This is a genomic window from Pseudogulbenkiania sp. NH8B (assembly GCF_000283535.1).
Taxonomy (GTDB): Bacteria; Pseudomonadota; Gammaproteobacteria; order Burkholderiales; family Chromobacteriaceae; genus Pseudogulbenkiania; species Pseudogulbenkiania ferrooxidans.
In genome coordinates this window covers 2,487,954-2,513,821 of sequence record NC_016002.1, presented here as the reverse complement: position 1 = coordinate 2,513,821, position 25,868 = coordinate 2,487,954, and the positions used below count along the sequence as shown (strand labels likewise).

Genomic DNA, 25,868 nt, shown 5'->3' with positions numbered 1-25,868 from the left:
GCTGTTTCACGGCGTCGGATGTCGCCCTGCCCCTTTGAGGTGATAAGCTCGGCGTGCCAATAAACCAAACAACCGTTTGGTTGATCGGAGGCGGGACATGGAGATCAATGGCGGTCATACGGCGGACGACGCGCCGACCTTGTCGGAGCGGCTCGCGGCGCTGCGCCAGCTATGCCGCGAGCGGGACGATTCGACGCTGCAGCAGCGGCTCACGCTGTTGCAGTCCCTGGCGCATCTGCTGGTCGATCACCAGGCTGCGCTGGCGGAAGCGGTATCGGCCGACTTTGGCCACCGCAGCGAGGTGGAAACACGCGTGTTGGAGCTGTTCCCGACGCTGGAGGCGATACGTCACGCCCGGCATCACCTGGCGCGCTGGATGAAGCGTCAGCGCCGCGGTGTGGCATTCTGGTTCTGGCCCGGGCAGGCTTGGGTCGAGCCGCAGCCGCTCGGCGTGGTGGGCATCGTGGTGCCATGGAATTACCCGCTGTACCTGGCGCTCGGCCCGCTGGTGAGCGCGTTGGCCGCCGGCAACCGGGTGATGATCAAGATGTCCGAATTCACCCCGCGCACCGGCCAGCTGTTGGCCAGCCTGCTGGAACGCTACCTGGGGTCCGAATGGGTGCAGACGGTCAACGGTGGCGTCGATGTGGCCCGGGCCTTCAGTGCGCTGCCCTTCGATCATCTGCTGTTCACCGGCTCCACCGAGGTGGGGCGGCAGGTCATGAAGGGCGCTGCCGACCACTTGGTGCCGGTGACGCTGGAGCTGGGCGGCAAATCCCCGGTCATTGTCGCCCCGGGTTTCTCGCCAGCGCGTGCCGCGGCCGCCATCGTGGCCGGCAAGCTGCTCAACGCCGGTCAGACCTGTGTGGCGCCGGATTACGTGCTGGTTTCGGCCGGGGAGCGCCAGGCCTTGCTCGACGCCATCGAGAATGAGGCGGTTCGACGCTACCCGCACTGGGTCGACAACCCCGACTACACCACCATCATCAACCCGGACCAACTGCAGCGCCTGGAAGGGCTGCTCGACGATGCGAAAGCAAAAGGGGCGCAGATACGCCAGGTGAATCCGCCGTCCGAGGACTGGCGCATTCGCCGCGCCTTCCCGCTGACGCTGGTGTGGAACTGCCCGCCCGAGGCCGCACTGCTGCAGCAGGAAATTTTCGGCCCCATCCTGCCGCTGATCGAATACGATTCCATCGAGGCCGCCATCGCCTACGTCAACCAGCGGCCTCACCCCCTCGCGCTCTACCTGTTCGACGACAACGCCCAACGGGTTCGCTCAGTGCTGCGCCAGACCCGCTCTGGCGGGGTGACGGTCAACGAGACCATGCTGCACGTGGCGCAGGGCGATCTGCCCTTCGGTGGCGTCGGTCACTCCGGCATGGGGCATTATCATGGACGAGAGGGCTTTCAGGCGTTCTCCAAGCTGCGCCCTGTCTTCCGGCAGGGGCGGCCGAACGCCATCGCCTGGATGCGGCCGCCCTACGGCACCCGCGCACGCTGGCTGCTGAAGCTGATGCTGCGGCGTTGAGCAGCCGCGTCATCTGCCGGCAGCGCTTACGCCGGCTTGAATGCTGGGGGTGGTAACTGGCGGGCGATCTGCCCAGCCAGCTCGACCAGCCCCTGGTTGAGCGCCCTGACCAGGGCCGGGTAGCCGTCCCCTTGCTGGCGGGCCTCGATGCGGAAGGGGTGGCGGCTCGGCGTCGCCGACCGTCCGTCGCGTAGCAGCCAGTGCCCGCTCAGCACGGCACGTCCATTGAAACGGCCGTTGAACTGGTCGAACACGACTTCCAGCACCGGATCACGCGGGCCGCCGCCGCTCAGCGGGGTGGACCAGCCGTAGTGTGGCCGCAACTGGCCCAGCTCGGCGCTCAAGCGGCGGCCGATGGCTTGCTCCGGCGGTTCCGCCCAGAGGTTTTGGCGGGCGGTGGCGATGGTGACGTCGTCGCTCTGGTAGACGATGTTGCGGTCGTTCAGGTAGTCGGGTAACCGGACGCTGAGCTGAATGTTGCCCTCGACAGCGACGGCCTGGGGCGTTGCCATGGTCTCGTCCGACAGCCGGTAGTAGTGGATCTCGGGTGCGCTGGCGCAGCCGGCCAGCGCGGCCAGTAGTGCAAGCCCGTAACAGCGCATCATGGTGTGGCTCCTTTCGGCTCGGGGTCGCGGGCGGAACGGTTGAACAGCAGGGCGTTGGGGGCTTCGTCCAGGGTGCGGACAACCGGGCGCATCTCCCGCAGCAACTGGTTCAGCGTCGACAGCGATTGTTGCAGCTGCTGGTAAGCGGGGGACTGCGGCGAGACGCCATTCAGCGTTTGCTGCAATTCCTGCAGGGTGCCGCGCAAGTCTTGCGGCAGCTGCTGTGTATCCGGCTGGGCCAGCAATCCGTCCAGGCGCTGGGTCAGGCGGCGTACCTCGCTCAAGGTGCGCTGTCCTTCGGCCAAGGTCTGGTCGGCGGTGTTCAGCGTCGTGTCGAGCTTCAGGCTGTTGAGCTTGTTGAGCAGGGCGATCACCTTGGTCTCGATCTGGGCCAGTCCGCCGCTGGTGGTCGGCAGCACCGGCAGGCCGTCGACGCTGGCGGTGTGCCGCTCGCGCAGCTTGCCGTCGAAATCGAGGTCGACGAACACGGCGCCGGTCAGCAGGCTGCCGGTTTTCAGGCGGGCGTTGAGCCCTTCGCCAATCGCGCGTTCGATTTCTTGCTGCCAGTCGTTCGGGCGGGATTGGGTAAAGGATTCGATGCGGTCGGGTTCGATGCGCAGCAGCACCGGAATGCGCCGCTCGCCAAGCACCCAGCGCTTCTGGCTCTTCAGCGGGTAGGGGAGCGCTTGCACCGTGCCGATGCGCAGGCCCCGGTACTCTACCGGCGCGCCGACCGTCAGGCCACGCACCGATTCGTCAAAGAAGGCCAGGTAATCGATATGCCGCCCGCTGTATTGCTCGTTGATGCTGTCCTGGTCCGGGTAGAGGTTGAACGGCGTCATGTTGGCAACCCGCCCCCCTAACGGTCGGCCGCGCGGAACGTCGAAGGCGACGCCCCCGCTGACCAGGGTTTCCAGCGAGCCGGTGCGTATCTTGAGCCCTTCAGCGGTGGCGCTGATCTGCAGGCCGCTGGCGACCCAGAAGCGGGAGGTGTCAGTCACCAGCCGGTCGTAGGGCTGTTCGATGAACAGCTGGTAGTTCATTTGCCGGGTGGCGGGGTCGAAGTGGGCCGTTTCAACCCGTCCGACCTGAAACCCCTGGTACAGCACCGGGTCGGCCACCGACAGCACCCTCACATTCTGGCCGTTGAGGCGAATCCGCAGCCCCGGGACATCGGGGCCGGTGACTGGTGCCGACGCCAAGGCCTGGAACTCCGTCTTCCGTTCCGGCGATTTGCCCGGCTGCAGCTGGATATAGGCGCCGGAGAGCAGCGTGCCCAGCCCGGATACCCCGGTCTTGTCGATGCGCGGCTTGACCACCCAGAAGCGGCTGTCGACGCTCAGCAGCGAGTCGGTGTCGGCATCGAGCCGGGCCGTGACCCGTACGCTCTTGTTGTCGGGGCTCAGCCGTACGGCGGTGACTTTGCCGATATTGACGTCGAGCACCCGGATGGTGGTTTTTTCCGGGGTGATGCCCTCGGCGCTGGCCATGTTCAGGGTGATCTCCGGCCCCAGCTTGCTCCAGGTGTCGTAGATCATCCACAAGCCCGCCAGCATGGCGATGATCGGTACGATCCAGACCATGGAGAGCCGCCGCAGTGGCCGGGTTCGTGCCGGATGTTGGTTTTCGTCAGTGGAATTCGTCATGTTCTTACCCGGTTGAACCCGGTTGTTTTACATCCCATAACAAGCGTACGTCAAAACTCATGGCCGACAGCATGGTTGCCAGGACCATGCCGCAAAAGGAGAGTGCGGCGACGCCGGGGTGGACCGACATCAGCGAGCCCATGTGCACCAGCGTGACCAGGATGATGACCACGAACACGTCGACCATCGACCAGCGGCCGATGAAATCGATGACGCGGTACAGCCGCGTCAGGTGCAGCGGGTGGACCTGGTTCGGGATGGCGGCGGCGAGGCAGAGCAGGGCGAGTGCAATCATCTTGGCGATGGGGATGAACACGCTGGCGACGAAGATGATCAAGGCAATCGGGTAGGAGCGGTTCTGCCACATCACGAAAATACCCTGGACGATGGTCGACGGGGTGATGCGGCCGAGCGACTCGGTCAGCATGATCGGGTACAGGTTGGCCGGGACGTAGAGCACCACCGCGGCCAGCAGCAGTGCGGCGGTCTTCTGCAGGCTGCGGGGATGACGGGCATGCAGGGTGGCGTGGCAGAAGCGGCAACGTTCTTCGCTGGCCGGCGACAGAAAGCCGCAGGTATGGCAGCCATGGCTCGGTTCGGCCTGGCCCTGCGTGGGGTCGGTGCCATGCAGCAGGTTGATGCGGTAATGCAGCCAATGCGGCTCGATCAGGCTGCCGGTGCGCGTCAGCGCCAGGCTGAAGCCCAGCAGCGCCCAGAACGACAGCCCGAAACCCACCTGGGCCAAGGAGGCCATCTTGATCATGCTGACGATGGCGCCGAGCAGGAACACGTCGACCATCATCCATGGTTGAATCCGCCCGACCAGTGTGGCCAGCGGGCGTAGGCCGGGCAGCCGGCGCCCGGTCTTTATCCCGGAAAACAGGTAGATCACGGTCAGCAGGAACAGCCCGGGCAGCAGCAGTACGCACAGCAGCAGCACGTTGGCCAGCAGGGCGAAGTCGCGCCGGTAGATTGCCTCGGCGTTCTGCAGCAGCGAGATCTGGGTCTGGTTGCCTTGCACGTCGATGGCGAGCAGCGGAAAGCTGCACGCCAGCAAGAGCAGTATCAGCGAGGTCCAGGCGAAGGCCAGGGGGGCGTCGACGGGTGAGCGCGGGATGCTGACCAGGTGCTCGTCACAGCGCGGGCAAAACGCCTCTTCGCCTACCCGCAGGGCGGGCAGGGTGACGTGCAGACCGCACTGCGGGCAGGCCATGACGTGCGCGGGCAGGGTCATCGGCTCGGCCGGGGCGAACGGGGTGGCCAGGGTGGAGGGCATCTTGTGCTGGATCGATAGCGATATAACCGACAGTCTACGTCGAAACCGCGCCGGAGGGAGGTATTGGCCGACAGGGAGGGGCACCGAGCCCGAGGGATGTCGGCAGTTGGCGGGGCCGTCTGACCGGGTCTAGCTGTCGTAGCGGCGGCGCAGTTCGGTGAAGGCGGCCAGGAAGGGCGGTTGCACATAGGGCTTGAGCAGGGTGAGCACCTGCTTCACGCCACGCCGGCCCGACGCTTCGGTGATGACGGCCTTGGGGTGGGCGGTTTGCTCGAAGGCGAACCAGAACTTCACCACCAGCCAGATATTGACCGAGATCGACTCGATATCGTCGTCGTCCATTTCCAGTAGCCCGAGCTGGATGAAGGCGCGAAAGTGATGGCTGAGAATGTCTTTCAGTTCGCTGTTGACGAACTGGTGGTACTCGTTCTGCAGCTGCGGGTTGCGCGCCAGTAGGCCGGGCAGGTCGTAGAACATGAAGCGGAAGCGCCACATCGCGAGGAAGGCGGTGTCGAGGTAGTTCACCAGGTCTTCCACCTGCAGCTCGCGTTCGGGTGGAACGGCAAGCCGCTCGGTGATGAAGCGGCGGTATTGCAGGAAGATCTGGAGGACGATCTCTTCCTTGTTGCGGAAGTGGTAGTACAGGTTGCCCGGGCTGATCCCCAGGTGGGCCGCGATGTGGTTGGTGCTAATGCTGCGTTCGCCCTGTTCGTTGAACAGCGTTAAGCTTTCCTCGACGATACGATCGTACGTCTTGATGCGTTTTCGGGTCATGGGGCAGGGTGGCAGCAGGGTGAAGGCCGTGAGTATGCCATGGCTAGAGCTATTACTCTACGGCCTTTTCCGGAAAACAGCGGCACATGAACTGGTGCAGAATCGCCTGTTCGACCCGGTGCCTGTCCTTGGCGGGTATGGAGATGCGCAGAATCAGGTTGTAGCGCTTGTCGTCGATCGGGAAGATGGCAATGCGCGGCTCTACCGACGGGGTGTCGACCAGGTGGCGGGCGGCGATACGTTCCATGTGCTGGCGCGCAGCCTGCACGTGCGGGGCGCACGCCTCCTCGGCGGCGGCTTTCAGCAGGCGTTCGGCCTGGGCCGGCGGGACGCTGTAGGGCACCGCCACGGTGGTGACGTGCACCACGTAGTCGCCCATGTAGTTCTCGCGCACCACCGGGTGGCTCAGCAGCAGGCTGTTGGGGAAGGATACGGCCCGGCCGGTGAGCTGGTGGGCGTCGTGGCGCGGGCCGATCTCCATGATGGTGGTGGAAAACAGGTTGATGTCCACCACCCGTCCGCGCAGGTTGGCGATTTCGATATGGTCGCCCAGGTCGAAGCTGTTGCTGGTGGTGCGGATCAGCGACCCGCCTACGCACATGAAGAGCTCCTTGGTCGCCACTACCAGGGCCGCCGCGAAGGCGACCATCGACAAGGCGATGGTCTCCAGCTGCTTGGCCCAGATGGTCACCATGCCGATCAAGCCCAGAATCACCAGGCCGTTGCGCAGGCTAATCGACCAGCGCCGCCGCACCTCCAGGGGCACGTTGGGGTTGGCCGAAATGGCGCGTATCACGGTGCTGCGCACCACCACCAGCAACAGCACCAGCGCAACCGAGCGGATGATGTCGATCACATAGAGGTGGCTGAGGCTGGCCAGCCAGTCGAACAGGCGCTCCATTCCGGCTTAGTCGTTCAGCTTGACCGCGTGTTCACGGGTCTCGTGGAAGGTGATGGCGGGCCAGCGTTCCTGCGTCAGTTGCAGGTTGACGCGGTTGGGGGCCAGGTAGGCCAGGTTGCCGCCGGCGTCGGTGGACAGGTTGTTCAGGTTGCCCTTCTCGAACTCCTCCAGCTTCTTACGGTCCTCGCACGATACCCAGCGTGCCGACCAGATGCTGGCCGATTCAAATACCGCGTCCACGCCGTATTCGGCGGCCAGGCGCGACGCCACGACTTCGAACTGCAGCACGCCGACGGCACCCAGGATCAGATCGCCGCCGTTGTGCGGCTTGAACACCTGCACCGCGCCTTCTTCGCCCAGCTGTTGCAGACCTTTCTGCAGCTGCTTGATCTTCAGCGGGTTGCGGATGCGCACCGAGCGGAACAGTTCAGGGGCGAAGAACGGGATGCCGGTGAAGGCCAGTTGTTCGCCTTCCGAGAAGCTGTCGCCGATCTGGATGTTGCCGTGGTTCGGGATGCCGATGATGTCGCCGGCAAAGGCCTCTTCCACGATCTCGCGGTCGTGCGACATGAAGGTCACCACGCTCGAGGCGGCAATGTCGCGGTTCAGGCGCAGGTGCTTCATCTTCATGCCGCGTTCGAATCTGCCCGAGCACACGCGCAGGAAGGCGATGCGGTCGCGGTGCTTCGGGTCCATATTGGCCTGGATCTTGAACACGAAGCCGGAGAACGGCTCTTCGGTCGGGGCTACCTCGCGCAGGGTGGCGTCGCGGGTGGCCGGCATCGGCGCCCAGTCGATCAGCGCGTTGAGAATCTCGCGCACGCCGAAGTTGTTGATGGCCGAGCCGAAGAACACCGGGGTCAGTTCGCCGGCCAGGAATTCGTCCAGATTGAACTCGTTCGAGGCGCCCTTGACCAGCTCGATCTCCATGCGCAGCTGTTCCATCTCGAGCGGGAACAGCTCGTCCAGGCGCGGATTGTCGATGCCCTGGATCACTTCCAGATCGAGCGTGATCTTTTCGGCGCCGGCCTCGAACAACAGCACTTCGTCGCGCAGCATGTGGTACACGCCGCGGAAGTTCTTGCCCATGCCGATCGGCCAGGTGACCGGTGCGCAGCGGATCTTCAGCACGCTTTCCACCTCGTCCAGCAGTTCAAGCGAGTCGCGCACTTCACGGTCGTATTTGTTCATGAAGGTGACGATCGGCGTCGAGCGCAGTCGGCACACATTCAATAGCTTGATGGTCTGCTCTTCCACACCCTTGGCGGCGTCGATCACCATCAGCGCCGAGTCCACCGCCGTCAGAACGCGGTAGGTGTCTTCGGAGAAGTCCTGGTGGCCCGGGGTGTCGAGCAGGTTGACGGTATGGTCGCGGTAGTCGAACTGCATCACCGACGAGGCGACCGAGATGCCGCGCTGCTTCTCGATCTCCATCCAGTCCGAGGTGGCGAACTTGCCGGTTTTCCTGCCCTTGACCGTGCCGGCCATCTGGATCGCGCCCGAGAACAGCAGCAGCTTCTCGGTCAGCGTGGTCTTACCGGCGTCAGGGTGGGAGATGATGGCGAAGGTGCGGCGGCGCGCCACTTCTTCGGCAATGCGGGTCAATTCGGCGGACATGGGGCTTGAGATTGGATTCAAAACCCCAAATTTTACCCGATAACGCCCGTCGCAGACACATCGCGCCGGATTCTTTTTCCGGTGCGGGCGTCGGCACCGGGCGCGGATTTCGTTATCATGGCCGTTTCACGTTCACCGGCCGCAGTGCTCCGGCAGAAAAGACCCTTACCATGTTTACCGGCATAGTCCAGGCGGCCGCCGAGGTCGTCCGCATCGAAGAAAAAGAACGCTTCCGCACCCACGTCGTGCGCCTGCCCGTCCACCTGCTGCAGGGACTCGAACTGGGGGCCTCGGTGGCGCACAACGGCTGCTGCCTGACCGTCACCCGTGTCGAGGGCGATCTGGTCTATTTCGACCTGATGCAGGAAACGCTACGCATCACCAACCTCGGCGAGCTGAAGGTAGGCGATCGCGTCAACATCGAACGAGCGGCGCGTTTTGGCGACGAGATCGGCGGCCACGCCATGTCCGGCCATATCCTGTGCCTCGCCCGTGTCGTCGAGGTGGTCGAAAGCCCGAACAACCGCACCATCTGGTTCGAATTGCCGGCGGAGCACGCCAAATATGTCCTCACCAAGGGCTATATCGGTATTGACGGCATCAGCCTCACCATCGGCGCGGTCGACGGCAACCGTTTCTGCGTCCACCTGATCCCCGAGACGCTGGAGCGCACCATCATCGGCAGCCGCCAGCCCGGCGACGCCATCAACATCGAGATCGATCCGCAGACGCAGGCGATCGTCGACACCGTCGAACGCGTGCTGGCGCAGCGCAAGGACTGAAATCCGGCAGAGGGTTGGCCGAAGAGCCTGTCCCATGACCGCCGCCACGAACATCCCACGCGACCGGCACGGCCGCATGAAAGCACAAGGAAAACCGCAATGACCATCTCCCCGATTCAGGACATCATCGCCGACATCAAGGCCGGCAAGATGGTGGTGCTGGTGGACGCCGAGGACCGCGAGAACGAAGGCGATCTGGTAATGGCAGCCGAGCACGTCACGCCGGAAGCGATCAATTTCATGGCCAAGCACGGCCGCGGCCTGATCTGCCTGACGTTGACCGAAGAGCGCTGCAAGCAACTGAACCTGCCGATGATGGCGACCAACAACGGCACCAGTTTCGGCACCAATTTCACGGTGTCGATCGAAGCCGCCGAGGGCGTTACCACCGGCATCTCCGCCGCCGATCGCGCCCACACCACCCTGGTGGCGGTGGCGCGCGAGGCCAAGCCGACCGACATCGTGCAGCCGGGTCACGTTTTCCCGTTGAAGGCGCAAAAGGGCGGCGTGCTGGTGCGTGCCGGCCATACCGAGGCAGGGTGCGACCTGTCGCGTCTGGCCGGACTGGAGCCGGCCTCGGTGATCTGCGAAATCATGAACGACGACGGCACCATGGCGCGCCTGCCCGAGCTGATGGAATTTGCTGCCACCCACGGCTTGAAGATCGGCACCATCGCCAGCCTGATCAACTACCGCAGCGAGACCGAGAACCTGGTCGAGCACGTCGGCCAGCGCCCGATCGACACCCCGTTCGGCTCGTTCGATATGCACGTATTCCGCGACACCATGACTCAGGCCACCCACCTGGCGCTGGCCAAGGGGGATATCCGTGCCGATCAGGAAACCCTGGTGCGCGTGCACGAGCCGCTGTCGGTGATGGACCTGATCGATCCGCTCGGCAGCCCCCACTCCTGGACCGTGCCCAATGCCCTGGAAATCATCGAGGAAACCGGCAAGGGCGTGATGATCCTGCTGCATCGCAACGAAACCGGGCTGGATCTGCTGGCCCGTGCCTTGCCGCAGCAAGAAGCGCCCAAGGCAAAATGGGATGGCAAAACCTTCGGCATCGGCGCCCAAATGCTGAAATCGCTGGGGGTAGGCAAGATGAAGCTGATGTCGACTCCGCTCAACCTGCCGTCGATGACCGGCTTCGAGCTTGAGGTCACCGGATTCTGCCAGCCCGAACACGTCCACATCGAAATCTAGTAGAATGCACCGTTTTGTTACCGATTTGCCGCGAGGTCACCATGCTTGAAGCTATCCAGCGCATCGATTCCGATTTCAACGGCCAAGGCCTGAAGGTGGGCGTGGTCATGGCCCGCTTCAACGAGAACGTGTGCCACGGTCTGCGCGATGCCTGCCTGGGCGAGCTGCGCGCGCTGGGCGTCGACCCCGCCAACATCACCCTGGCTACCGTGCCGGGCGCGCTGGAAGTGCCGCTGGTGTTGCAAACCATGGCCAAGTCCGGCCGTTTCGATGCACTGGTGTCGCTGGGAGCGGTGATTCGCGGCGAAACCTACCATTTCGAGCTGGTGTCGAACGAATCCGGCGCCGGGGTAACCCGTGTCGGCCTCGATTTCGACATCCCGGTCGCCAACGCCATCTTGACCACCGAAACCGACGAGCAGGCCGAGGCCCGCATGATCGAGAAGGGCCGCGAGGCTGCCCGTGTCGCGATCGAAATGGTCAACCTGCGCAAGGCGTTGCGCGGCTAAGCCGTTCCCTCTGCCGGCGTCGCGTCGCGTCGCCATCGTTCTTTAAAGACAAGGATTCGCATTACATGAAAACGTCTCGCCGTCGCGCGCGCGAATTTGCCGTTCAGGGCATCTACGAGTGGGAGCTGAACCCGGACCGCCCGGCTTCGCTGATCGAGAAACACCTGCGCGAGAACGACTATTTCGTCAAGGCCGACGAAGCGCTGTTCCGTACGCTGCTGTTCGGCGTACTGAAAGATGCGGCAGAACTGTCGCCCAAGATCGACCGTTACTACGAGCGTCCGGCCGACGAAGTCAGCCCGGTCGAGCGCGCGGTCTTGCTGATGGCGGCATTGGAACTGACCCAGCATCCGGAAACGCCGTACCCGGTGATCATCAACGAAGCCATCGAGATCACCAAAACCTTCGGCGGCACCGATGGTCACAAGTTCGTCAACGGTGTGCTCGACAAACTGGCCGCCGACGTGCGCCCGGACGAGGTCGCCTCGCAGCGCTCCCGTCGCGCCCACTAATAAAGCGCCTATTTTCACAGCAACACCCGCTGCCGGCGGGTGTTTTTACGTGTGTGCCCATGAATGAATTTGAACTGATCCAGCGCCACTTCACCCGGCCGGCGGCCAACGCCGTGCTCGGGGTCGGGGATGACGCGGCCATCATCAGGCCGACTCCCGGCCACGATCTGCACGTTTCGGTCGACATGCTGGTGGAGGGAAGGCACTTCTTTGCCGATGTCGAACCGAGGGCGCTGGGCCACAAGACGCTGGCGGTGAACCTCTCCGACATCGCCGCGATGGGAGCCACGCCGCGCTGGGCCGTGCTGTCGCTGGCCTTGCCCCAAGTCGACGAGCACTGGGCCAGCGAGTTCGCTGCCGGTTTCTTCGGCCTGGCCGAAGCACATGGCGTGAGCGTGATCGGCGGTGACACCACGCGTGGCCCGCTCACGCTCTCCGTCACCATCTTCGGCGAAGCCCCTGCCGGCCAGGCGTTGCGGCGCGATGCCGCCCAAGTGGGGGACGACGTCTGGGTCAGCGGCGAGCTGGGCCTGGCCGCGTTGGCGGTAGGCCAGCGGCTGCGTGGCGATGTCGCGCTTCCACCGGAGGTGCTCGCCGTCTGTCGCCGCAAGCTCGACTACCCCACACCGCGCGTCGCGCTCGGCCAGCGCTTGCTGGACGTGGCGCACGCCGCCATCGACGTGTCCGACGGCCTGATGGCCGATCTCGGCCACATCCTGGAGCGCTCTGACGTCGCTGCCGAGGTGTGGCTGGAATCCTTGCCGACCTTGCCCTGGATGGCGGAAAACCGCGGCCGGCTGGCCGACGCCATCGCGGCCGGGGGCGATGATTACGAGTTGTGCTTCACCGCCCCGTCCTCGACCCGTGCCGAGTTGCAAGGGTTGGCCGAAGAACTGGACTGCACGCTGACGCGTATCGGCCGTATCGTGGCGGGGCAGGGAAGCCACCTGCTGGATGTCGCCGGACAGCCGGTGACTCTGCAAAGGGGCGGGTTTGACCACTTTGCGTAAACCTGATTGGGCCTTCGTCCTGCGCCGTCCGGCCCACTTCCTGGCGTTCGGTTTTGGCTCCGGCCTGGCGGCGCGCGCACCGGGCACCTGGGGCACGCTGGCCGCCTTGCCGCTGGCCTGGCTGCTGCATTTGGCTGGGATGGACGGCATGCTGCTGGCCGCGCTGTGCCTGCCCCTGTTTGTCTTTGGTGTATGGGTGTGCCAGGTTGCCGGGGATGCGCTGGGAGTGCACGACTACGGCGGTATCGTCTGGGACGAGATCGTCGCCATGCTGCTGGTGCTGTCGATAACACCGTTCACCGTGACCGGCTGGGCGTTGGCATTCGGGTTGTTCCGTCTGTTCGACATCGTCAAGCCGTGGCCGATCCGCTGGTTCGACCGCCATGTCCACGGTGGTTTCGGGGTGATGCTGGACGATCTGATCGCCGCGTTGTTTGCCATGGCCGTGCTATGGCTGGCCAGCGGGGCTGGTCTGGTATGAGGTCGATCGGGGTCGGGAAACCGGCCTGAATCGGCCCTAGAGACAGCGAGGGTCTCCCGCTGCAAGCTGCTTCGTGGTATTCTTGCGCCCCTCCAACGTGACCCGTCACCATTGCATGATAGACCCCTGTGATCACTACACCCTCGACCTGATTGGCGGGGTGCGCAAAAAGCCCGGCCGCAAGCCGTTGGGTGAGCGCGCCATGAGCGTGGCCGAGCGCAAGCGGCGCAGCCGCGAACTGCGCCGCAACCGCCTGCAGGAGTTGTCGATCACCGTGGAACTCAATCGCGAGGCGCAAAAGTCGCTCGACAAGATGATCGAATGGTGGGGGGTCAGCAAGAAAGAGGCGATCAACCGGGCGTTGCTGATCGCCTGTCAGTCCCAGACTGGTCGTACCGGCATGCTGTTCGATGCCGACCCGCTGTTTTTACAGCCCGATAGCGGGCAAAAGCCGAAGCGTCGCAAGTAAGTCGGGCTGGGTGCCCATTAAGCCTATACTCGCCGGAAACGACGGCCTCTACTCCAGCCACGTTTCTTTCCGTAGGTAGGATGGGTGAAGGCGCTGGCGCCGTAACCCATCAGGCCATGCACCGGAAGTCTGGATGGTTTTCTCAGCGGATCACCCATCCAGAGCAGGATGCGCCACCTGTCCCTCTTTCTGGTTCCCGCCTAGCCTCTACAGCCCGATCCCGGCCAAAAACAGGAACGTGGCAAACAGTGCCACATGCGTGTAGCCCTCGATGGCGTTGGTCTCCCCATCGTGCAAGTTGATGGTCGCCACCAGCAGGGTCAGCAGCACCATGGCGGTCTGCGCGGGAGTCATCGCCATCTGGATTGGTTGGCCGGTAAACAAGGCAATCCCCTCTATCACTGGGATGGTCAGAACCACGGTTGCCAGCGATGCTCCCAGCGCAATGTTCAGCACCGATTGCATGCGATTGGCAACGGCGGCCCGCATCGCGGTCAGAATCTCCGGGCTCGCCGAAATCAAGGCCACCAGGATGGCCGGAACGATCGCGGGCAGCCCGCTGCCCTCCAGTCCTGCGTGCAGGAAAGCCGCCATCAGTTCCGACAACACCCCGATCAACCCGATGCTCAGCACCAGCAGGCCAGCGTGCTTTCCGGTCGAAATGCTCTCGGCCCCGTGTTCGTGCTCTTCCTGGTGCTCGTAGGCGTAATCGAAGAAATAGCTGTGCTTGCCGGTCTGCAGGCGCAAGAACAGGCCATAAAGCAGCGCCATCGCCACGATGGTAAAGGCTGAGTAGGCCTGCCACTTTTCTTGTGGCACAAATTCGGGCACGAACATAGACACGCCTACCGCCACTAGTATCATCGATACGTAGCTGTTGCCCGAATCGAGGTTATACGGCTGCTCCCCGTGCTTCAGTCCGCCGATGATGGCGGCAAAGCCGAGTATGCCGTTGATGTCCAGCATCAGCGCCGAATAGACCGTGTCGCGCGCCAGGGTGGGACCGCCGCCTGAAAGCATCATGATCGCCAGAATCACCACCTCCACCAATACCGCCGATAGCGTTAGGATCATCGTCCCGTAGGGCTCGCCCAGCTTCACCGCCAGCATCTCGGCATGGTGAGCCACGCGCAGGGCGGCGCCCATGATGGTGGCGAGCAGAATGGCGATGACAACAAAAACCACCGGTTTGCTCATCTGGAGCAGGCTGTGCTCAAGGGCAAAAAGAACAATCGCCACAAAAGTGGCGATCAAAAGGTTTTTTTCGGAGAGTATGGCCTTCATCAAAAATCCGCAGTTGTATTGATCCGGAATATCATAACAAACACTGGGCTGACGTGTGACGCGGCGCTAAACCAGCAACTGTTTTGGCCCTCGATCGGGAACGCCAAGTTCCTGATGGCAAAGGGGCCGTAGGATGGAACTGGGTCTGCCTTTGTCAGAGAAGTGGTCGTTGCTTGAGGTTGTGGGCATTTTCTCCGAGAACGAAGCCCGACCGGTCTCAGGTAAAACAGAGAGACAGTGCAGAATTCAAGTGGCTGGATGGTTTGGTATTGCTGCTGTAGTTCCCGTGCATCCAGCTTGTCATTTGTGCGCGAAGCGGATGGGTTGCTGTCTCGGCGTTACAAGAGCAATGTTGCGCTTCACGTCCTTCCCTAGCACCAGGCGTATGTCCGTGCTGGTTCTCAGATCGTTCTTTTCCTTGATCATTGGCTTGACCGGTAGGCTGGCACTGAGTCTTTCCGCTTCGGGAGCAAAGCCTTTTCGGTATTCCACCAGCGTTACCGATTGCTGGAAAGGTTTCTGATTGGTGAGACGAGCTTTTGCGAAGCCTTGATCGGCAAGCGCATAGCCGACCCGCTTCGCCATTCCAGTGACACCATTTCCATTCGACACCTCAACACGCGGAACGGGGTGAGTCATTGCGGCCTTCGTTGTTTCTTTCCAGGTCAACATGGCTGCTGGAGCATTCTTTTCCTGTTGCGGCTCATGGAGGTTAGTGCTCGGAGGATCAATGGCAGTTTTTTGCACGGGATGCCCTTCCTCCGCAGTGTAAGGTACGGGCGATGATGTCGGCGGAGGAGCACTTGCCAGAGGTGTTGCCACTGCGACTATGGTGTCCTGCCGTCTCTGATCGACTGCTGTCTTCGTGGGATCGCTAGCCGAGGCCAGGGTGGTGGGGGAGGGAGCGGCTTGGGGCATGCCGGCCAGCAGCGGCGCCGGTTTAGCTTGCTCTCGTCCTCCCAGCTTGCCCAAGGTGAGGTTGCGGTTATTGACGATTTTGAGGTCGGAGGGGTTTAGTGCCACCGCTTTCTCGTAGATGGCGGCGGCTTCGGCATAGTGGCCTTGCAGATAGAGGGTGTAGCCAAGATTGTTGAGGAAATGAGGGCTGCCTGGGGACGTGGTCAGGGCTTTTTGAAATTCGGCGATGGCCATGTCGTAACGGCCTTGTGCCGCATATAACGCCCCCAGTGCATTGTGGGCCTCGGCATACTGGCTATCCAGGGCGAGCGCTTTCTGAAAGGCTGGGATAGCCTTGTCAGCTCGATTCTGTCCCTGGTAGTAGCGGCCGAGTTGGTAGTACGCAGCCGGACTATCATTGGAGTTGCTTACCCGCATCAACGGTTGCATTTCCCATGCTTGTTTTGGCGGGGTGGATTCGCAACTTTGCAGAAAAGGCGCAAGGCATAACAACGGCAACGCCATATACTTTGTTTTCATGATGGGGCCTTCCATAGCGACTGTCTATCAAGTTATGCGATATGACTTATTGCCCGCCACCCATTGTGGGAAGCAGCACACGGTAAATCTGGATAAAGGCCGGTCCGAGCAAGACCAGAAGCAGGGCCGGGAAGATGCAGAAAATCAGAGGGAAAAGCAGTTTCAGTGGAATCTTTGCCGCGGCTTCTTCGGCGCGTAGGCGGCGCTTGGTACGAAGGTCGTCGGCATGCACGCGCAGCGATTCGCCGATGCTGGTACCAAAGCGGTCTGATTGAATCAGCATGGCAACCAGGGTGTCCACTTCCTGTACCCCGGTACGGATGGCCAGATTGCGCAGGGCTCTTTCCTTGGTGCTGCCGGCGCGCAATTCGAGGTTCACCAAGTGAAGCTCGTCAGCAAGAATAGGGCTCTTGATGCGCATTTCTTCCCCAACCTTGAGTAAAGCGGCATCGAGCCCCAGGCCCGCCTCGACACAAACCAGCAGAAGGTCGATGGCATCCGGGAAGTTGTTGAAAATCTCGCGCTGACGGTTTTCGATACGACGGGAGAGAAGGATATTGGGCAGGTAGTAACCGATCCCGGCGGCAAGGAGCATGAACAGCAGGAAATTGGTGCCGTCCTGATGCCCACCGGTCAGGCCCAGGTAGAGAAACAGAATGGTGGGAAACAGCAGCGCGAGAAAGGTCTTGGCGCCAAAGAACAGTGGAACGGCGGACTGGCCGCGGTAACCTGCGTTCATGAAGCGAATACGAATGGGGGAGGTTTCCCAGCCTTCTGCTGGAACCGAGAGCTTGGCGAGTGGGGTCGCGATCTTGACGGCTTTGGCAACCCAGGCTGACGAGTTATCCGAATCGATGGGGGTTTCCGTTTCGGAAATCTTGTCCAGGCGTGCTTTGACGCGGTTGGGTGCCATCTGTAGCGAAATGGTCAGGGCAACGCCAAAAACCGCCACAAAAATGATGCCCAGATAAATCCACTGCGAGGTGTTCATGTCGTTTCCCTCTCAATGCGTTGTGCGGCCGACGATCAAACCTGAATCTTGATGATCTTGCGCATCCAGACAATGCCGGCCAGCATCATGCCGCCGATACCCACCACCATCATCAATCCCGTTTGGTCTTCCCAGAGCACCTTCATGAAGTCTGGGTTGAGCAGGTGGATGATGAGCGCGACAGCAAAGGGCAGGATGGTCAGGATCCAGGCCGAAAGCTTGCCTTCGGCGGAGAGAACCCTGATCGTGCCGTAGAGCTTGAGCCGTGCACGAATCAGCGCGCTGATGTTGCCCAGCAGCTCAGCTAGGTTGCCGCCGGTTTCGCGCTGAATCAGCACGGCGATCACCATGTAGCGAAGATCTGTACTCGGGATGCGGGTAGCCAGGTTCATCATGGCCTCTTGTAGTGAGAAACCATAATTCACTTCATCGAACGTGGTGCGAAACTCGCCGGCGATCGGGTCGGACATTTCGTCGCCTATCATTTTCAGCGATTGCGGAAGGGCATGACCGGCACGCAGGGCGCGGCACATCAGGTCGATGGCATCGGGTAACTGCTCTTCGAACTTTACCAGGCGCTTATGGCGGAAACGCATTACCACCATCCAGGGGATGGTGGCACCAGCCAAACCGACGAGAACCGGAACGAGAAGGGGAAGTGGCAAGAGCTGCAACAGGAAAAAGGTAGCCAGGCCACATGCCAGTGTCAGCCCAAGGAAACTCCCCACCTTGAGCTTGAGGCCAGATTGCAAGAGTATCCGATCCAGTTGGTGCGCGCGCGGGATGCCCAGCAGAAATCGCTGAACGACCTTGGTGTCGCTGAGCAGCCGTTCTTTCATCAGGCTCATCGACTCGCTGTGGTGAGCTCCAGCGGACATGGCCTGCAGGCGTCGCTCGATACGTGTCGCTTCCGGTCCTTTGTAGGTGTTCCAAGTGAGATAAGCGCCTTCCAGCAGGAAGACCACGGCGATGAAAATCAGGACGATGAGTATTGCGAAGGTGGTGTCCATGTCTGCACCTATTCGAAGCGTTTATTGGGGTCGAACAGCGCGTCGGAGATGTCTACACCGTGCGTTTTGAGGCGGTCGATGAATTTGGGTCGAACGCCTGTGGCGCAGAAGTACCCTTGCACTGCGCCATCCATGCCGATGCCGGTCTGAACATAATGGAACAGTTCCTGCATGGTGATGACGTCGCCCTCGGTGCCGGTGATTTCCTGAATGCTGACCACTTTGCGTTTGCCGTCCGTCAGGCGGGCGATCTGGATGATGACGCTGATGGCGGAGCTGATCTGTTGGCGGATGACCTTGGGCGGCAGATTCATCCCGGACATGCCGACCATGTTCTCCAGGCGGGTAATGGCATCGCGAGGCGTGTTGGCGTGAATGGTCGCCATGGAACCTTCGTGCCCGGTGTTCATGGCCTGGAGCATGTCCAGTGCTTCCGCCCCGCGCACCTCGCCAAGGATGATGCGGTCCGGCCGCATGCGCAGACTGTTGCGTACCAGGGCACGCTGGGGTACTTCGCCCCGCCCTTCGATATTGGGTGGGCGAGTTTCCAGTCGGATTATGTGCGGCTGCTGCAGTTGAAGTTCGGCGGCGTCTTCAATCGTGATGATGCGCTCAACTTCTGGAATGAAGCCGGAAAGAATGTTGAGCATGGTGGTCTTGCCGCTGCCCGTTCCGCCCGAAATCAGCATGTTCATCTTGGCCTTGGCCAACCCCTTCAGCACCGTGGCCATGTCCGGGGTCAAACTCTTGTATTCAATGATGTCGTCCATGCGAAGGGGCACGGCGGCAAAGCGGCGGATCGACATGATCGGGCCATCGATGGCCAGAGGCGGGATGATGGCGTTGACCCGCGATCCATCCGGGAGGCGAGCGTCGACCATCGGGCTGGATTCGTCGACACGTCGGCCGATGCGCGACACGATCTTGTCGATGATCTTCATGAGGTGGGCGTCGTCATTGAAGCGGATGTCGGTCAGCTCCAGCTTGCCGCGCCGTTCGATATAGATTTGCTGGTAGGTGTTGACCAGAATATCGGAAATGGTGGGGTCGGCGAGCAAGGGCTCCAGGGGCCCCAGGCCCAGCATTTCATGCTGGATGTCGCGGACCAGATTGCGCCGCTCCGTCTCGTTGAGTGCGGTGTTTTCTTCACTCAACAAACGCTCTACCAGGATTTTGAGCTCATCCTTCAAACGGTCTGGGGTCAGGCTTTCCATGACGGTCAGGTCCACCCGGTCCAGCAGCTTTTGGTGGATGCGCGCCTTCAGGTCATGGTAAGTCTCATAACCCAGGCCTGATGCCGATTTGACGATGTTTTGCAGCGCTTCGGGTGGGGTGTGCAGCGATTCGAGCCGGTCTCGCAAGGACATGATGATTACCCCTCTACATGTGATCAGGCGACAGGGAGCAAAACAAGAATCCAGTCAGCTGATGCGGTGGTTACAGTGAAAATGCCATGCTCGTTAGCAGATCTCGGCCCGTGCCGGGCCTATCATTCCCGAGTGGAAGAAATGGGCCTGGTCATACTAGGGTCGGCTATTACCTTTTTTGAGGTTTCGCCTCCCTTGAAGTGATTCAATAAATTGCCCCACCACGATTCTCCGGAGCTTGCTTCGGAGACCAGCGATTTGCTGAGATCCTGAATGGTTCGTGTTACCGGGTTATTGGGAGATAGTTTGGCGATGGGAATGCCCTGGTTAACCGAGGCGGCAACTGCCCGAAAACTATTGGGTATGGTTTTGAATACGGGCAGGCCCAGCGTTTTTTCAACATCCTCGAGATTGATCTCCCCCCCCTTTTCGTAGCGGTTGACCAGTAACTTGATCTTGTCGCGCGAGTACCCCAGGGAGCGCAGTACGTCGAGCAGGCGACGCGCATCGCGCACGAAGGGCAGGGTGATTTGCAGGACGGGGAAAACGATGTCGGCGTGATCCAGTGCCTTGATACTGACCGGGTCCAAAGCTCGACCAATATCGAGAATGATCACGTCGTAGTGGTTTCGTGCCAGGTTGACCAAGGTGTCGATATGGGCCGGAGTCACTTCCATGGCCTGCACCGGGTCGTCAGGTGCGGCCAGAATACCCAGATTGGGCAACACCGTTATCAGGCTCGATGCCAGAAACGAGGCATCCATGCGATGTATTTGACGAGCCACTTCGGCCAAGTTTACGGAAGGCTTGTGGTCGGTGACGAAAAGCGCGGCATCACCAAACTGCAGGTTGAGATCGATCAGGATGACATTCTTGTCTTCTTGGGTGGCCAGGTTATAAGCCAGATTGGTCGAAAGAAACGTGGAACCGCTGCCGCCTTTGCACGGGATGAAGGCGAATACCTTGCCTTTGGGGCGTGCCGAGTTTTGCAGCATGCGTTTTTCCTCGACACGGGAAATGGCGAGGTTCAAGGCTTCACGGTTTGCCGGGGAGGGGAGTACTTCCCGCACGCCAGCCCGCATCGCGCTCAGCAGGGTTTCGGATGCCTGGATGTTGGATAGCAGAATGACGGTAATATCCGGGTGGCGCAGGTTCAAGCGTGACAAGGCCGAAAAATCCGTCAAATCTTGCTCATCGCATTCGAAGATCAAAATGTCGGGATGGAACTGATCGGCAACCGGCGCCAGCATTTCCATTCCACCAGGAAATACCTTGACGTCACGGTTGATGTCTGCCTCGGTAAAACGGCGCATTTCATCGAGATGCTTGGTATTCAGGGAGACAATCGATATTTTCATGGCAACCCCCATGTAGTTATTGCTATCGTGACGTACGATTTGTTGCGTTATGTAATCGAGCAATCGGGATTTTGATCGGCTCCAGTACCGTTGCTCAGGCTTTCCCTTGTCAGAGTGGTGCTGAATGCCGGAATCCGCCATGAAGTACCGATATAAAGAAAGTTGTAATGAAAGGCCGGTGCGTTGGGAGAGATGGAAACCGTCACGCTTTGACAGTCTGCCGATCCTGTGCAAGTGCTGGGTGAATAGTTAACAGTGATATCCCCCGTGGCGACAATGGGGAGAATCTGCCTCATGGCATTTTTAACCCCAGTGGCATTCATGTCGCATACTATGGCAAGCCTTGCTCCTCGGCGTGTGGCTTCCACCGCAGAATTCCAGGTAAACAGCAGGCGACCAAATTCCATGATTCCCAATAGCAAGGCGAAAAGAATCATGGCGATCAATGCAAACTCCACCGTTGCAACTCCGCTTTGATGCTTTTGGGTTGATGCAAACAACCGTGCTTTGGCCGTTTTCATAGGTTTGCCTTCATCGTGGTATGAATGTCACCAAAGGTGATTGTCGATAAACCCGATGTGACAAAAGGTACCAAGGAAGTAAATTGATAGTTGCTTACCGTGACTGAAACCAGATTCACGACTGGATCGCTGCCTTGTGCATTATGGTTGGCACACCGTGGCCAGTCGCAGATCGTGATGGTTGCTGTTGCTAAGCCGGGAGCCAAAAGTGGGCCGGTATAGCTAGGGTCGGCAAGGCAGGCACTGTAATTACCGTACTTGACGAGACAGGTAGCCTCGGCGTCCTTTGTCCCCGGTTGCTGTGCGGATAGATAGCGGGCCGCATCCCGTGTCGCCTTGACGACGGTGTTGTATTGGTAGAAAGCCCGTCCGAATTCCGTGATGCCGAATGCGATGAAGATCAATGGCATCAACAAGAACGCCATTTCCACCGCGGCAACACCTGCTTGTCTGGAGTAGCGTCGCATCTCCGCCTCCTACCGTACGAGCGCTGGGACTTTGGGGCCGATACCGCCCCCCGCACCAGGCAAGCCCAGGGTAGCGCACGGATTTCCCGGTACATCAGCTTGGCCACGGTATTCGATATAGGTATCCGATCCGGGGGCCTGCATCGGTTGCAGCAGCAGCGCACAGGCGAATTTCTGGATGGGAACTGTCTGAGACCCCGTCCACCCTCCACAATTGACGATAGGCATCAGGACCATACGTCGGTCTGCCCCGTTATCCCTCAACTGGGTGGATGTGGCACTGCTCCCACTGCCAGTCAGACTCAGACCGGCGGCAGCGTCGCCTTGGTAAACGGTATGGGCTGTGCGAGAGTCTTGAAAATTTGGGCGAGTGCCATCAGTACCGTCATAAGCGTTGTACTGACTTGGCCACGAAATAGGGGTGTAGGCATAGCCAGTGAAGTCGGGAGGCGCATTGCTTACGTTGTAACTCCCCTGATACAGCCCGAAGCGGGTATTCCATGCGTTGGCAATGGATTGCTGCATCCCGGTCTGCCCAACAGGATTTGTAACATTCAGATTGCACTGGCCGGCACCTGTTAACTGGCCAGACAGTTCGCTGGCCCCGCCTGAGGGAGGGCTGTAGTCAATGAGGTTGAAGCTACCGGTAAAACCACCTCCTGCACTAAATCGACTCCCATACCACTTTCCAATACAGAAGCCGTATTCATCTGAATTAAAGCCAAGCGGATTACCATTGATATCCGTACAAGCAGTTCCAGGGCTTGGCTGACTGCAAAGACCTACTGGGATTGCACAGTTGGTTTGGGAGGGAGAGAGGGCTGCGACCGCTTGGGCATTGACACTCTGGGCGCCGATGCCCATAACCTGCATGAACCAGGGCATGATGCCGGTGCGCGGCAGGGTGCACTTGGCGTACTTCATGTTGGGAATGTTGACCGGTGCAACTGCGTTCTTGGTGTAGTAGGTGCCATTCAAGTGGTCGCTGAACGTGACGTCCTGATTTGGCACTATCGTGACGTTGTTGGCTTGAAAATCGACCTTGTTGCGTTGGCCTACTGTTATGCCCGCACTCTCAGCCCTGTTTAGCGACTCAGCATCTCCTTTGAGCTCGGCAGCTGCCGCCAGAGAACAAGCATCGGAGGCATCGCTGAGTTCGGTTTTGGTGATGAATAACCGGCCAAGATCGACCACCAGGCCCAGAAAACCAATCAGCACAACAATGCACAACCCGACGATGATGGCGGCCACACCCTTTTGATGTCGTCGGGTCGGCAGCTGGGCAAAGCGCTTCATGAAACCACCTCGCGCGTTTTGTCTATCTCAATGAATGGCGTGCTATTTACTGCCACCACTTCCTCCACCCAGGACATCAATAGTGAGAATGTCCTTGGTGGAGGCGGGGGTCTTGAACGAGTCGTAATAGCGACCCATAGCCTCTTGCCCCGCTTTACCGTCAATTCCGGCTACCGGATCCATGTTTTGCGATGCCTGAGGATTGATGGTCTGTTGGGCCTTGATCATGTCCACCGACTCGCCGAAATGACTGTCCAGATACGGGGTGGAGGAACAACCGGTCAGCAGCACAGCCAACACAGTCCCACTCATGGTGATCATCAGTTTGTAAGCTTGCATGGCGTGGCCTCCTTATTTCACTTCGAAGCCGCTGGGGGCTTGTGTCGATGCTTCGGGCTGGGGCGAGGCCTCGCTGGCCTTGCTTGCCGAGGGCTCGGGTTGCCTGCCTTCCATGCGGCCACCCAGGAAGAGTTCTGCCCGGTTCGGCGGGATATAGTTATCTGTTGGCAGCTTGTAATCAGGCGGCAACGGTTTCACCAGCCGCGGGGTGACGACAAACACCAGTTCCGACTTGTCAGTCTGGAAGCTGGTGCTGCGGAACAGTGCGCCCAGAATCGGAATTTCGCCCAGGAACGGGAAGGCACTGATGTTGGTGGTGACATTGTTTTTGAGCAGGCCGCCGATGGCAAAACTCTGGCCATCATGCAGTTGTACGGTGGTGGCGGCGCGCCGAGTCGTGAAGGATGGCAGGATAGATTTTCCTGCTACACCGATGGCGGAGATACCGACGCCTTCCGGGTTCAGCTCCGATACTTCAGGAGAAACTTTCAGATTGATGCGGCCACCGTCGAGTACGGTCGGTGTGAAGCGCAGTGCGACCCCGAATTCCTTTTCTTCCAGGGTGATGGTCGACCCGCCATTATTTGTATTGTTCTGTGCCACCGGAATAAAGATCTTGCCGCCGGCGAGGAAGCTTCCCTCCTGACCGCTGATCGCCATGAGGTTAGGTTCTGCCAGAACCTTCAGCAGGCCGTCATCATGTTGGGCATCGATTTGAAATGCTCGTGTCGCACTATCATTGACGCCGCTTAGCAAGGCTTTGCCCAGCGGATCATTGGCAAAAAGGCTATTCCAGGAGTAGGTCCAGCCCCCATGGTTCAGGATGCCTGCGATATTGACGCCGAGCTTGTCGAGCAATTTCTTGGAAATCTCGGCAATTTTGACTTCCAACAGCACTTGCTGCGGGGCATCGACAGACAGCATGTTGATGACTTTGGACTTGCCGGCGTAGGCTTCGGCCAACGTCATGGCTCTGTCGAGCTTGGCGGTATCGGCCACCGTGCCCGTCAGCACCAGCGAATCAGACGCTGCGCTGACCTTGACGTTATTGGCGCCGGGAGAGAGCAATTGGTTGAGCGATGCTTGCAGTGAGGCAGTGTCCGCGCCGACGGCTACGTCGACCAGGGTGCATTGGCCGTTACGCCCGAGCAGGATGATGTTGGTAGAACCGACGCTCTTGCCCAAGAGGTAGATTTCGCTGGGGCTTAGCAGAATTACATCCACGTCGGCCACACCGGATTTGGCACTTCCTCCTGCCGAGGACTTTCCCTTGTCTGCGTTGGCGTCGGAGCTTTCCTTGGGCTGAGCCGCTTGTGACCCTTCCGGGTTCCCCAGCAGGATGCGACTGATGGGCACCGGGGTTTTCAGCCTGAACGATTTGCCGACGGTGACATTGACCAGCGGCGCCGATTCGATCGCATTGCAAGGCGCCACGGTAGAAGGCGTGGCCGCCAGCCGTTTCGGCGTGGTGGTTGCGGCCTGGCTGTAGGAAGCCAGAAGAAGCATGCCGCAGGTGGCGAGGGCGTAAGCACAGGCATTGAGTCCAGGCAGCGCACCAACAGGATTCTTGTTCATTATGGTTCCCTCACGTAATGAGCGGTTTTATCTGGCAATCAGGCTAGAAACACTCACGGTGGCGTGATGTGCCACGTACAATTTCCACACAGGTCTGGGCCGCGGCGACGGTGGGGGCCGTGTGGGCTGGCTTGGTCGCTTTCTTGGCTACTTTGGCGTGCTTCTTGACGGGCTTGGCTGCGGCAGTGGCCTTGGGCGGTAGCGGTTCGTCATGGCCGCGCAGCAAGACCTGCTTGGTGATGCCCGCTGTCTGGACCGGCTTAGGGTCGACCTGATTGCGCAGTACCAGCGAGAGGGTGCCCACACTGCGAGCCAGGTCGAGCTTTTCGGCTTGCTCTGGTGTTACCTCGAGGGTTACGGCATTGACCACTTTCGGCTTGGTGTCGTCCCGGCTCGCTTCCTGGGCCACGGCGAGAACGAGGATGTGCTCCAGCACGATCTTGGAAATACTGGCATCGTTGTTCTGGCCCTTTTTGGCGTCATCGGTGGTATTGACCAGAATGTCGACGTAGTTGCCGGGCAGGGCGAAGCCAGCGACGCCGACGACGTCGTTGACCCTGACCGTCATGGCGCGCTTGCCTTCCATGACGACGGCGGAAAGCCCGCCCTTGGTGCCGACCGGAGCCAGCTTCGATTCGAGGATGGCCTCGCCACGATTCACGCTGGTTTTCAACACCCTGCCATCCAGCGCTTTCGGGTCGAGAATCGCCCCTTCCGGAATGCTGCCGCTTGGCCAGTCGACGGAGCGCAGCATCTCGGGGGACAGTTTGGAGCCGAGGTCGATGTCCATCGAGGCGACGACGACTTTTTGCGCCGCCACGTTGGTCTGCTTGTTGATCCACTGGGATGCCATCACCACGGCCACCAGGCCGATGATGACGGACACCACGATCATTCCGATTGC

General features: G+C 60.6%; 26 protein-coding genes. 8 read left to right on the top strand and 18 right to left on the bottom strand.

Annotation, left to right across the window (positions count from 1 at the left end; translation table 11 throughout):
- Positions 1 to 97 precede the first annotated feature (97 nt).
- Complete coding sequence (locus tag NH8B_RS11565; RefSeq protein WP_014087466.1) at positions 98 to 1,531, top strand: coniferyl aldehyde dehydrogenase; 1,434 nt, start codon at positions 98 to 100, stop codon at positions 1,529 to 1,531.
- 26 nt (positions 1,532 to 1,557) lie between these two features.
- Here the strand turns inward: NH8B_RS11565 and NH8B_RS11560 are convergent, their stop codons facing one another.
- The 6 genes from NH8B_RS11560 to NH8B_RS11535 form a co-directional block, all read right to left on the bottom strand.
- Positions 1,558 to 2,136, bottom strand: coding sequence for a PqiC family protein (locus tag NH8B_RS11560; protein WP_014087465.1), 579 nt, complete (start codon positions 2,134 to 2,136; stop codon positions 1,558 to 1,560).
- The gene (gene pqiB, locus NH8B_RS11555) at positions 2,133 to 3,782 is read right to left on the bottom strand and encodes an intermembrane transport protein PqiB (RefSeq protein ID WP_148282976.1); all 1,650 of its coding nucleotides are present in this window, start codon (positions 3,780 to 3,782) and stop codon (positions 2,133 to 2,135) included. Before pqiB ends, NH8B_RS11560 begins: the two co-directional genes overlap by 4 nt.
- A gap of 4 nt (positions 3,783 to 3,786) precedes the next feature.
- Complete coding sequence (locus tag NH8B_RS11550) at positions 3,787 to 5,058, bottom strand: paraquat-inducible protein A (protein WP_014087463.1); 1,272 nt, start codon at positions 5,056 to 5,058, stop codon at positions 3,787 to 3,789.
- A 129-nt stretch (positions 5,059 to 5,187) separates the two neighbouring features.
- On the bottom strand, positions 5,188 to 5,832 hold the full coding sequence (locus NH8B_RS11545; protein ID WP_014087462.1) for a TetR/AcrR family transcriptional regulator: 645 nt from the start codon (positions 5,830 to 5,832) through the stop codon (positions 5,188 to 5,190).
- Positions 5,833 to 5,884: 52 nt separating this feature from the next.
- Positions 5,885 to 6,733, bottom strand: a complete 849-nt coding sequence (locus tag NH8B_RS11540; RefSeq protein ID WP_014087461.1) for a mechanosensitive ion channel domain-containing protein — start codon at positions 6,731 to 6,733, stop codon at positions 5,885 to 5,887.
- 6 nt (positions 6,734 to 6,739) lie between these two features.
- Complete coding sequence (locus NH8B_RS11535; protein WP_014087460.1) at positions 6,740 to 8,350, bottom strand: peptide chain release factor 3; 1,611 nt, start codon at positions 8,348 to 8,350, stop codon at positions 6,740 to 6,742.
- A 170-nt stretch (positions 8,351 to 8,520) separates the two neighbouring features.
- Here NH8B_RS11535 and NH8B_RS11530 point away from each other — a divergent pair, with 170 nt between their 5' ends.
- From NH8B_RS11530 to NH8B_RS11500, 7 genes are all read left to right on the top strand, one after another.
- Complete coding sequence (locus NH8B_RS11530) at positions 8,521 to 9,132, top strand: riboflavin synthase (protein WP_014087458.1); 612 nt, start codon at positions 8,521 to 8,523, stop codon at positions 9,130 to 9,132.
- Between the two features lie 99 nt (positions 9,133 to 9,231).
- The gene (gene ribBA / locus NH8B_RS11525; protein ID WP_014087457.1) at positions 9,232 to 10,338 is read left to right on the top strand and encodes a bifunctional 3,4-dihydroxy-2-butanone-4-phosphate synthase/GTP cyclohydrolase II; all 1,107 of its coding nucleotides are present in this window, start codon (positions 9,232 to 9,234) and stop codon (positions 10,336 to 10,338) included.
- A 41-nt stretch (positions 10,339 to 10,379) separates the two neighbouring features.
- Entirely contained in the window at positions 10,380 to 10,847 is a 468-nt protein-coding gene (gene ribH, locus NH8B_RS11520) for a 6,7-dimethyl-8-ribityllumazine synthase (protein ID WP_041702945.1), read from the top strand.
- Between the two features lie 65 nt (positions 10,848 to 10,912).
- Positions 10,913 to 11,359 (top strand): transcription antitermination factor NusB, encoded by a 447-nt coding sequence (nusB, locus tag NH8B_RS11515; RefSeq protein ID WP_008952856.1) that lies wholly within the window; start codon positions 10,913 to 10,915, stop codon positions 11,357 to 11,359.
- Between the two features lie 59 nt (positions 11,360 to 11,418).
- Entirely contained in the window at positions 11,419 to 12,369 is a 951-nt protein-coding gene (gene thiL, locus NH8B_RS11510; protein WP_014087455.1) for a thiamine-phosphate kinase, read from the top strand.
- Positions 12,353 to 12,850, top strand: a complete 498-nt coding sequence (locus NH8B_RS11505) for a phosphatidylglycerophosphatase A family protein (RefSeq protein WP_014087454.1) — start codon at positions 12,353 to 12,355, stop codon at positions 12,848 to 12,850. Before thiL ends, NH8B_RS11505 begins: the two co-directional genes overlap by 17 nt.
- Before the next feature lie 115 nt (positions 12,851 to 12,965).
- Entirely contained in the window at positions 12,966 to 13,319 is a 354-nt protein-coding gene (locus NH8B_RS11500; RefSeq protein ID WP_008952853.1) for a hypothetical protein, read from the top strand.
- Positions 13,320 to 13,526: 207 nt separating this feature from the next.
- On the opposite strand, the gene NH8B_RS11495 is transcribed toward NH8B_RS11500, so the two are convergent.
- The 12 genes from NH8B_RS11495 to cpaB all read right to left on the bottom strand — a co-directional run bounded on the left by NH8B_RS11495 (position 13,527) and on the right by cpaB (position 25,859).
- Positions 13,527 to 14,603 (bottom strand): calcium:proton antiporter, encoded by a 1,077-nt coding sequence (locus NH8B_RS11495; protein ID WP_014087452.1) that lies wholly within the window; start codon positions 14,601 to 14,603, stop codon positions 13,527 to 13,529.
- A 300-nt stretch (positions 14,604 to 14,903) separates the two neighbouring features.
- A complete protein-coding gene (locus NH8B_RS11490; RefSeq protein ID WP_041703488.1) occupies positions 14,904 to 16,040 on the bottom strand; it encodes a LytR C-terminal domain-containing protein in 1,137 nt (378 codons plus the stop codon).
- A 46-nt stretch (positions 16,041 to 16,086) separates the two neighbouring features.
- A complete protein-coding gene (locus NH8B_RS11485) occupies positions 16,087 to 17,031 on the bottom strand; it encodes a type II secretion system F family protein (protein WP_014087450.1) in 945 nt (314 codons plus the stop codon).
- 35 nt (positions 17,032 to 17,066) lie between these two features.
- Positions 17,067 to 18,041 (bottom strand): type II secretion system F family protein, encoded by a 975-nt coding sequence (locus tag NH8B_RS11480; protein ID WP_014087449.1) that lies wholly within the window; start codon positions 18,039 to 18,041, stop codon positions 17,067 to 17,069.
- 8 nt (positions 18,042 to 18,049) lie between these two features.
- Complete coding sequence (locus tag NH8B_RS11475) at positions 18,050 to 19,408, bottom strand: CpaF family protein (protein WP_014087448.1); 1,359 nt, start codon at positions 19,406 to 19,408, stop codon at positions 18,050 to 18,052.
- Positions 19,409 to 19,530: 122 nt separating this feature from the next.
- Positions 19,531 to 20,766, bottom strand: coding sequence for an AAA family ATPase (locus NH8B_RS11470; RefSeq protein ID WP_232503453.1), 1,236 nt, complete (start codon positions 20,764 to 20,766; stop codon positions 19,531 to 19,533).
- 47 nt (positions 20,767 to 20,813) lie between these two features.
- Positions 20,814 to 21,287: a TadE/TadG family type IV pilus assembly protein gene (locus tag NH8B_RS20510; RefSeq protein WP_014087446.1), complete on the bottom strand. Its 474-nt coding sequence runs from the start codon at positions 21,285 to 21,287 to the stop codon at positions 20,814 to 20,816.
- Positions 21,284 to 21,754 (bottom strand): TadE/TadG family type IV pilus assembly protein, encoded by a 471-nt coding sequence (locus NH8B_RS11465; RefSeq protein ID WP_014087445.1) that lies wholly within the window; start codon positions 21,752 to 21,754, stop codon positions 21,284 to 21,286. The genes NH8B_RS20510 and NH8B_RS11465 overlap by 4 nt, the downstream gene beginning before the upstream one ends.
- A gap of 9 nt (positions 21,755 to 21,763) precedes the next feature.
- Entirely contained in the window at positions 21,764 to 23,050 is a 1,287-nt protein-coding gene (locus NH8B_RS20505; protein WP_014087444.1) for a TadE/TadG family type IV pilus assembly protein, read from the bottom strand.
- Between the two features lie 42 nt (positions 23,051 to 23,092).
- Complete coding sequence (locus NH8B_RS11460; RefSeq protein WP_014087443.1) at positions 23,093 to 23,389, bottom strand: hypothetical protein; 297 nt, start codon at positions 23,387 to 23,389, stop codon at positions 23,093 to 23,095.
- A 12-nt stretch (positions 23,390 to 23,401) separates the two neighbouring features.
- Complete coding sequence (locus NH8B_RS11455) at positions 23,402 to 24,964, bottom strand: type II and III secretion system protein family protein (protein ID WP_014087442.1); 1,563 nt, start codon at positions 24,962 to 24,964, stop codon at positions 23,402 to 23,404.
- A gap of 43 nt (positions 24,965 to 25,007) precedes the next feature.
- Positions 25,008 to 25,859 (bottom strand): Flp pilus assembly protein CpaB, encoded by an 852-nt coding sequence (cpaB, locus tag NH8B_RS11450; protein ID WP_014087441.1) that lies wholly within the window; start codon positions 25,857 to 25,859, stop codon positions 25,008 to 25,010.
- Between the last annotated feature and the right edge of the window lie 9 nt (positions 25,860 to 25,868).

Bases quoted from the DNA above. Each gene is read 5' to 3' on its own strand.
- NH8B_RS11565 (WP_014087466.1), top strand. From the start codon at position 98: ATGGAGATCAATGGCGGTCATACGGCGGACGACGCGCCGACCTTGTCG.
- NH8B_RS11560 (WP_014087465.1), bottom strand. From the start codon at position 2,136: ATGATGCGCTGTTACGGGCTTGCACTACTGGCCGCGCTGGCCGGCTGC.
- pqiB (WP_148282976.1), bottom strand. From the start codon at position 3,782: ATGACGAATTCCACTGACGAAAACCAACATCCGGCACGAACCCGGCCA.
- NH8B_RS11550 (WP_014087463.1), bottom strand. From the start codon at position 5,058: ATGCCCTCCACCCTGGCCACCCCGTTCGCCCCGGCCGAGCCGATGACC.
- NH8B_RS11545 (WP_014087462.1), bottom strand. From the start codon at position 5,832: ATGACCCGAAAACGCATCAAGACGTACGATCGTATCGTCGAGGAAAGC.
- NH8B_RS11540 (WP_014087461.1), bottom strand. From the start codon at position 6,733: ATGGAGCGCCTGTTCGACTGGCTGGCCAGCCTCAGCCACCTCTATGTG.
- NH8B_RS11535 (WP_014087460.1), bottom strand. From the start codon at position 8,350: ATGTCCGCCGAATTGACCCGCATTGCCGAAGAAGTGGCGCGCCGCCGC.
- NH8B_RS11530 (WP_014087458.1), top strand. From the start codon at position 8,521: ATGTTTACCGGCATAGTCCAGGCGGCCGCCGAGGTCGTCCGCATCGAA.
- ribBA (WP_014087457.1), top strand. From the start codon at position 9,232: ATGACCATCTCCCCGATTCAGGACATCATCGCCGACATCAAGGCCGGC.
- ribH (WP_041702945.1), top strand. From the start codon at position 10,380: ATGCTTGAAGCTATCCAGCGCATCGATTCCGATTTCAACGGCCAAGGC.
- nusB (WP_008952856.1), top strand. From the start codon at position 10,913: ATGAAAACGTCTCGCCGTCGCGCGCGCGAATTTGCCGTTCAGGGCATC.
- thiL (WP_014087455.1), top strand. From the start codon at position 11,419: ATGAATGAATTTGAACTGATCCAGCGCCACTTCACCCGGCCGGCGGCC.
- NH8B_RS11500 (WP_008952853.1), top strand. From the start codon at position 12,966: ATGATAGACCCCTGTGATCACTACACCCTCGACCTGATTGGCGGGGTG.
- NH8B_RS11495 (WP_014087452.1), bottom strand. From the start codon at position 14,603: ATGAAGGCCATACTCTCCGAAAAAAACCTTTTGATCGCCACTTTTGTG.
- NH8B_RS11490 (WP_041703488.1), bottom strand. From the start codon at position 16,040: ATGAAAACAAAGTATATGGCGTTGCCGTTGTTATGCCTTGCGCCTTTT.
- NH8B_RS11485 (WP_014087450.1), bottom strand. From the start codon at position 17,031: ATGAACACCTCGCAGTGGATTTATCTGGGCATCATTTTTGTGGCGGTT.
- NH8B_RS11480 (WP_014087449.1), bottom strand. From the start codon at position 18,041: ATGGACACCACCTTCGCAATACTCATCGTCCTGATTTTCATCGCCGTG.
- NH8B_RS11475 (WP_014087448.1), bottom strand. From the start codon at position 19,408: ATGTCCTTGCGAGACCGGCTCGAATCGCTGCACACCCCACCCGAAGCG.
- NH8B_RS11470 (WP_232503453.1), bottom strand. From the start codon at position 20,766: ATGAAAATATCGATTGTCTCCCTGAATACCAAGCATCTCGATGAAATG.
- NH8B_RS20510 (WP_014087446.1), bottom strand. From the start codon at position 21,287: ATGAAAACGGCCAAAGCACGGTTGTTTGCATCAACCCAAAAGCATCAA.
- NH8B_RS11465 (WP_014087445.1), bottom strand. From the start codon at position 21,754: ATGCGACGCTACTCCAGACAAGCAGGTGTTGCCGCGGTGGAAATGGCG.
- NH8B_RS20505 (WP_014087444.1), bottom strand. From the start codon at position 23,050: ATGAAGCGCTTTGCCCAGCTGCCGACCCGACGACATCAAAAGGGTGTG.
- NH8B_RS11460 (WP_014087443.1), bottom strand. From the start codon at position 23,389: ATGCAAGCTTACAAACTGATGATCACCATGAGTGGGACTGTGTTGGCT.
- NH8B_RS11455 (WP_014087442.1), bottom strand. From the start codon at position 24,964: ATGAACAAGAATCCTGTTGGTGCGCTGCCTGGACTCAATGCCTGTGCT.
- cpaB (WP_014087441.1), bottom strand. From the start codon at position 25,859: ATGATCGTGGTGTCCGTCATCATCGGCCTGGTGGCCGTGGTGATGGCA.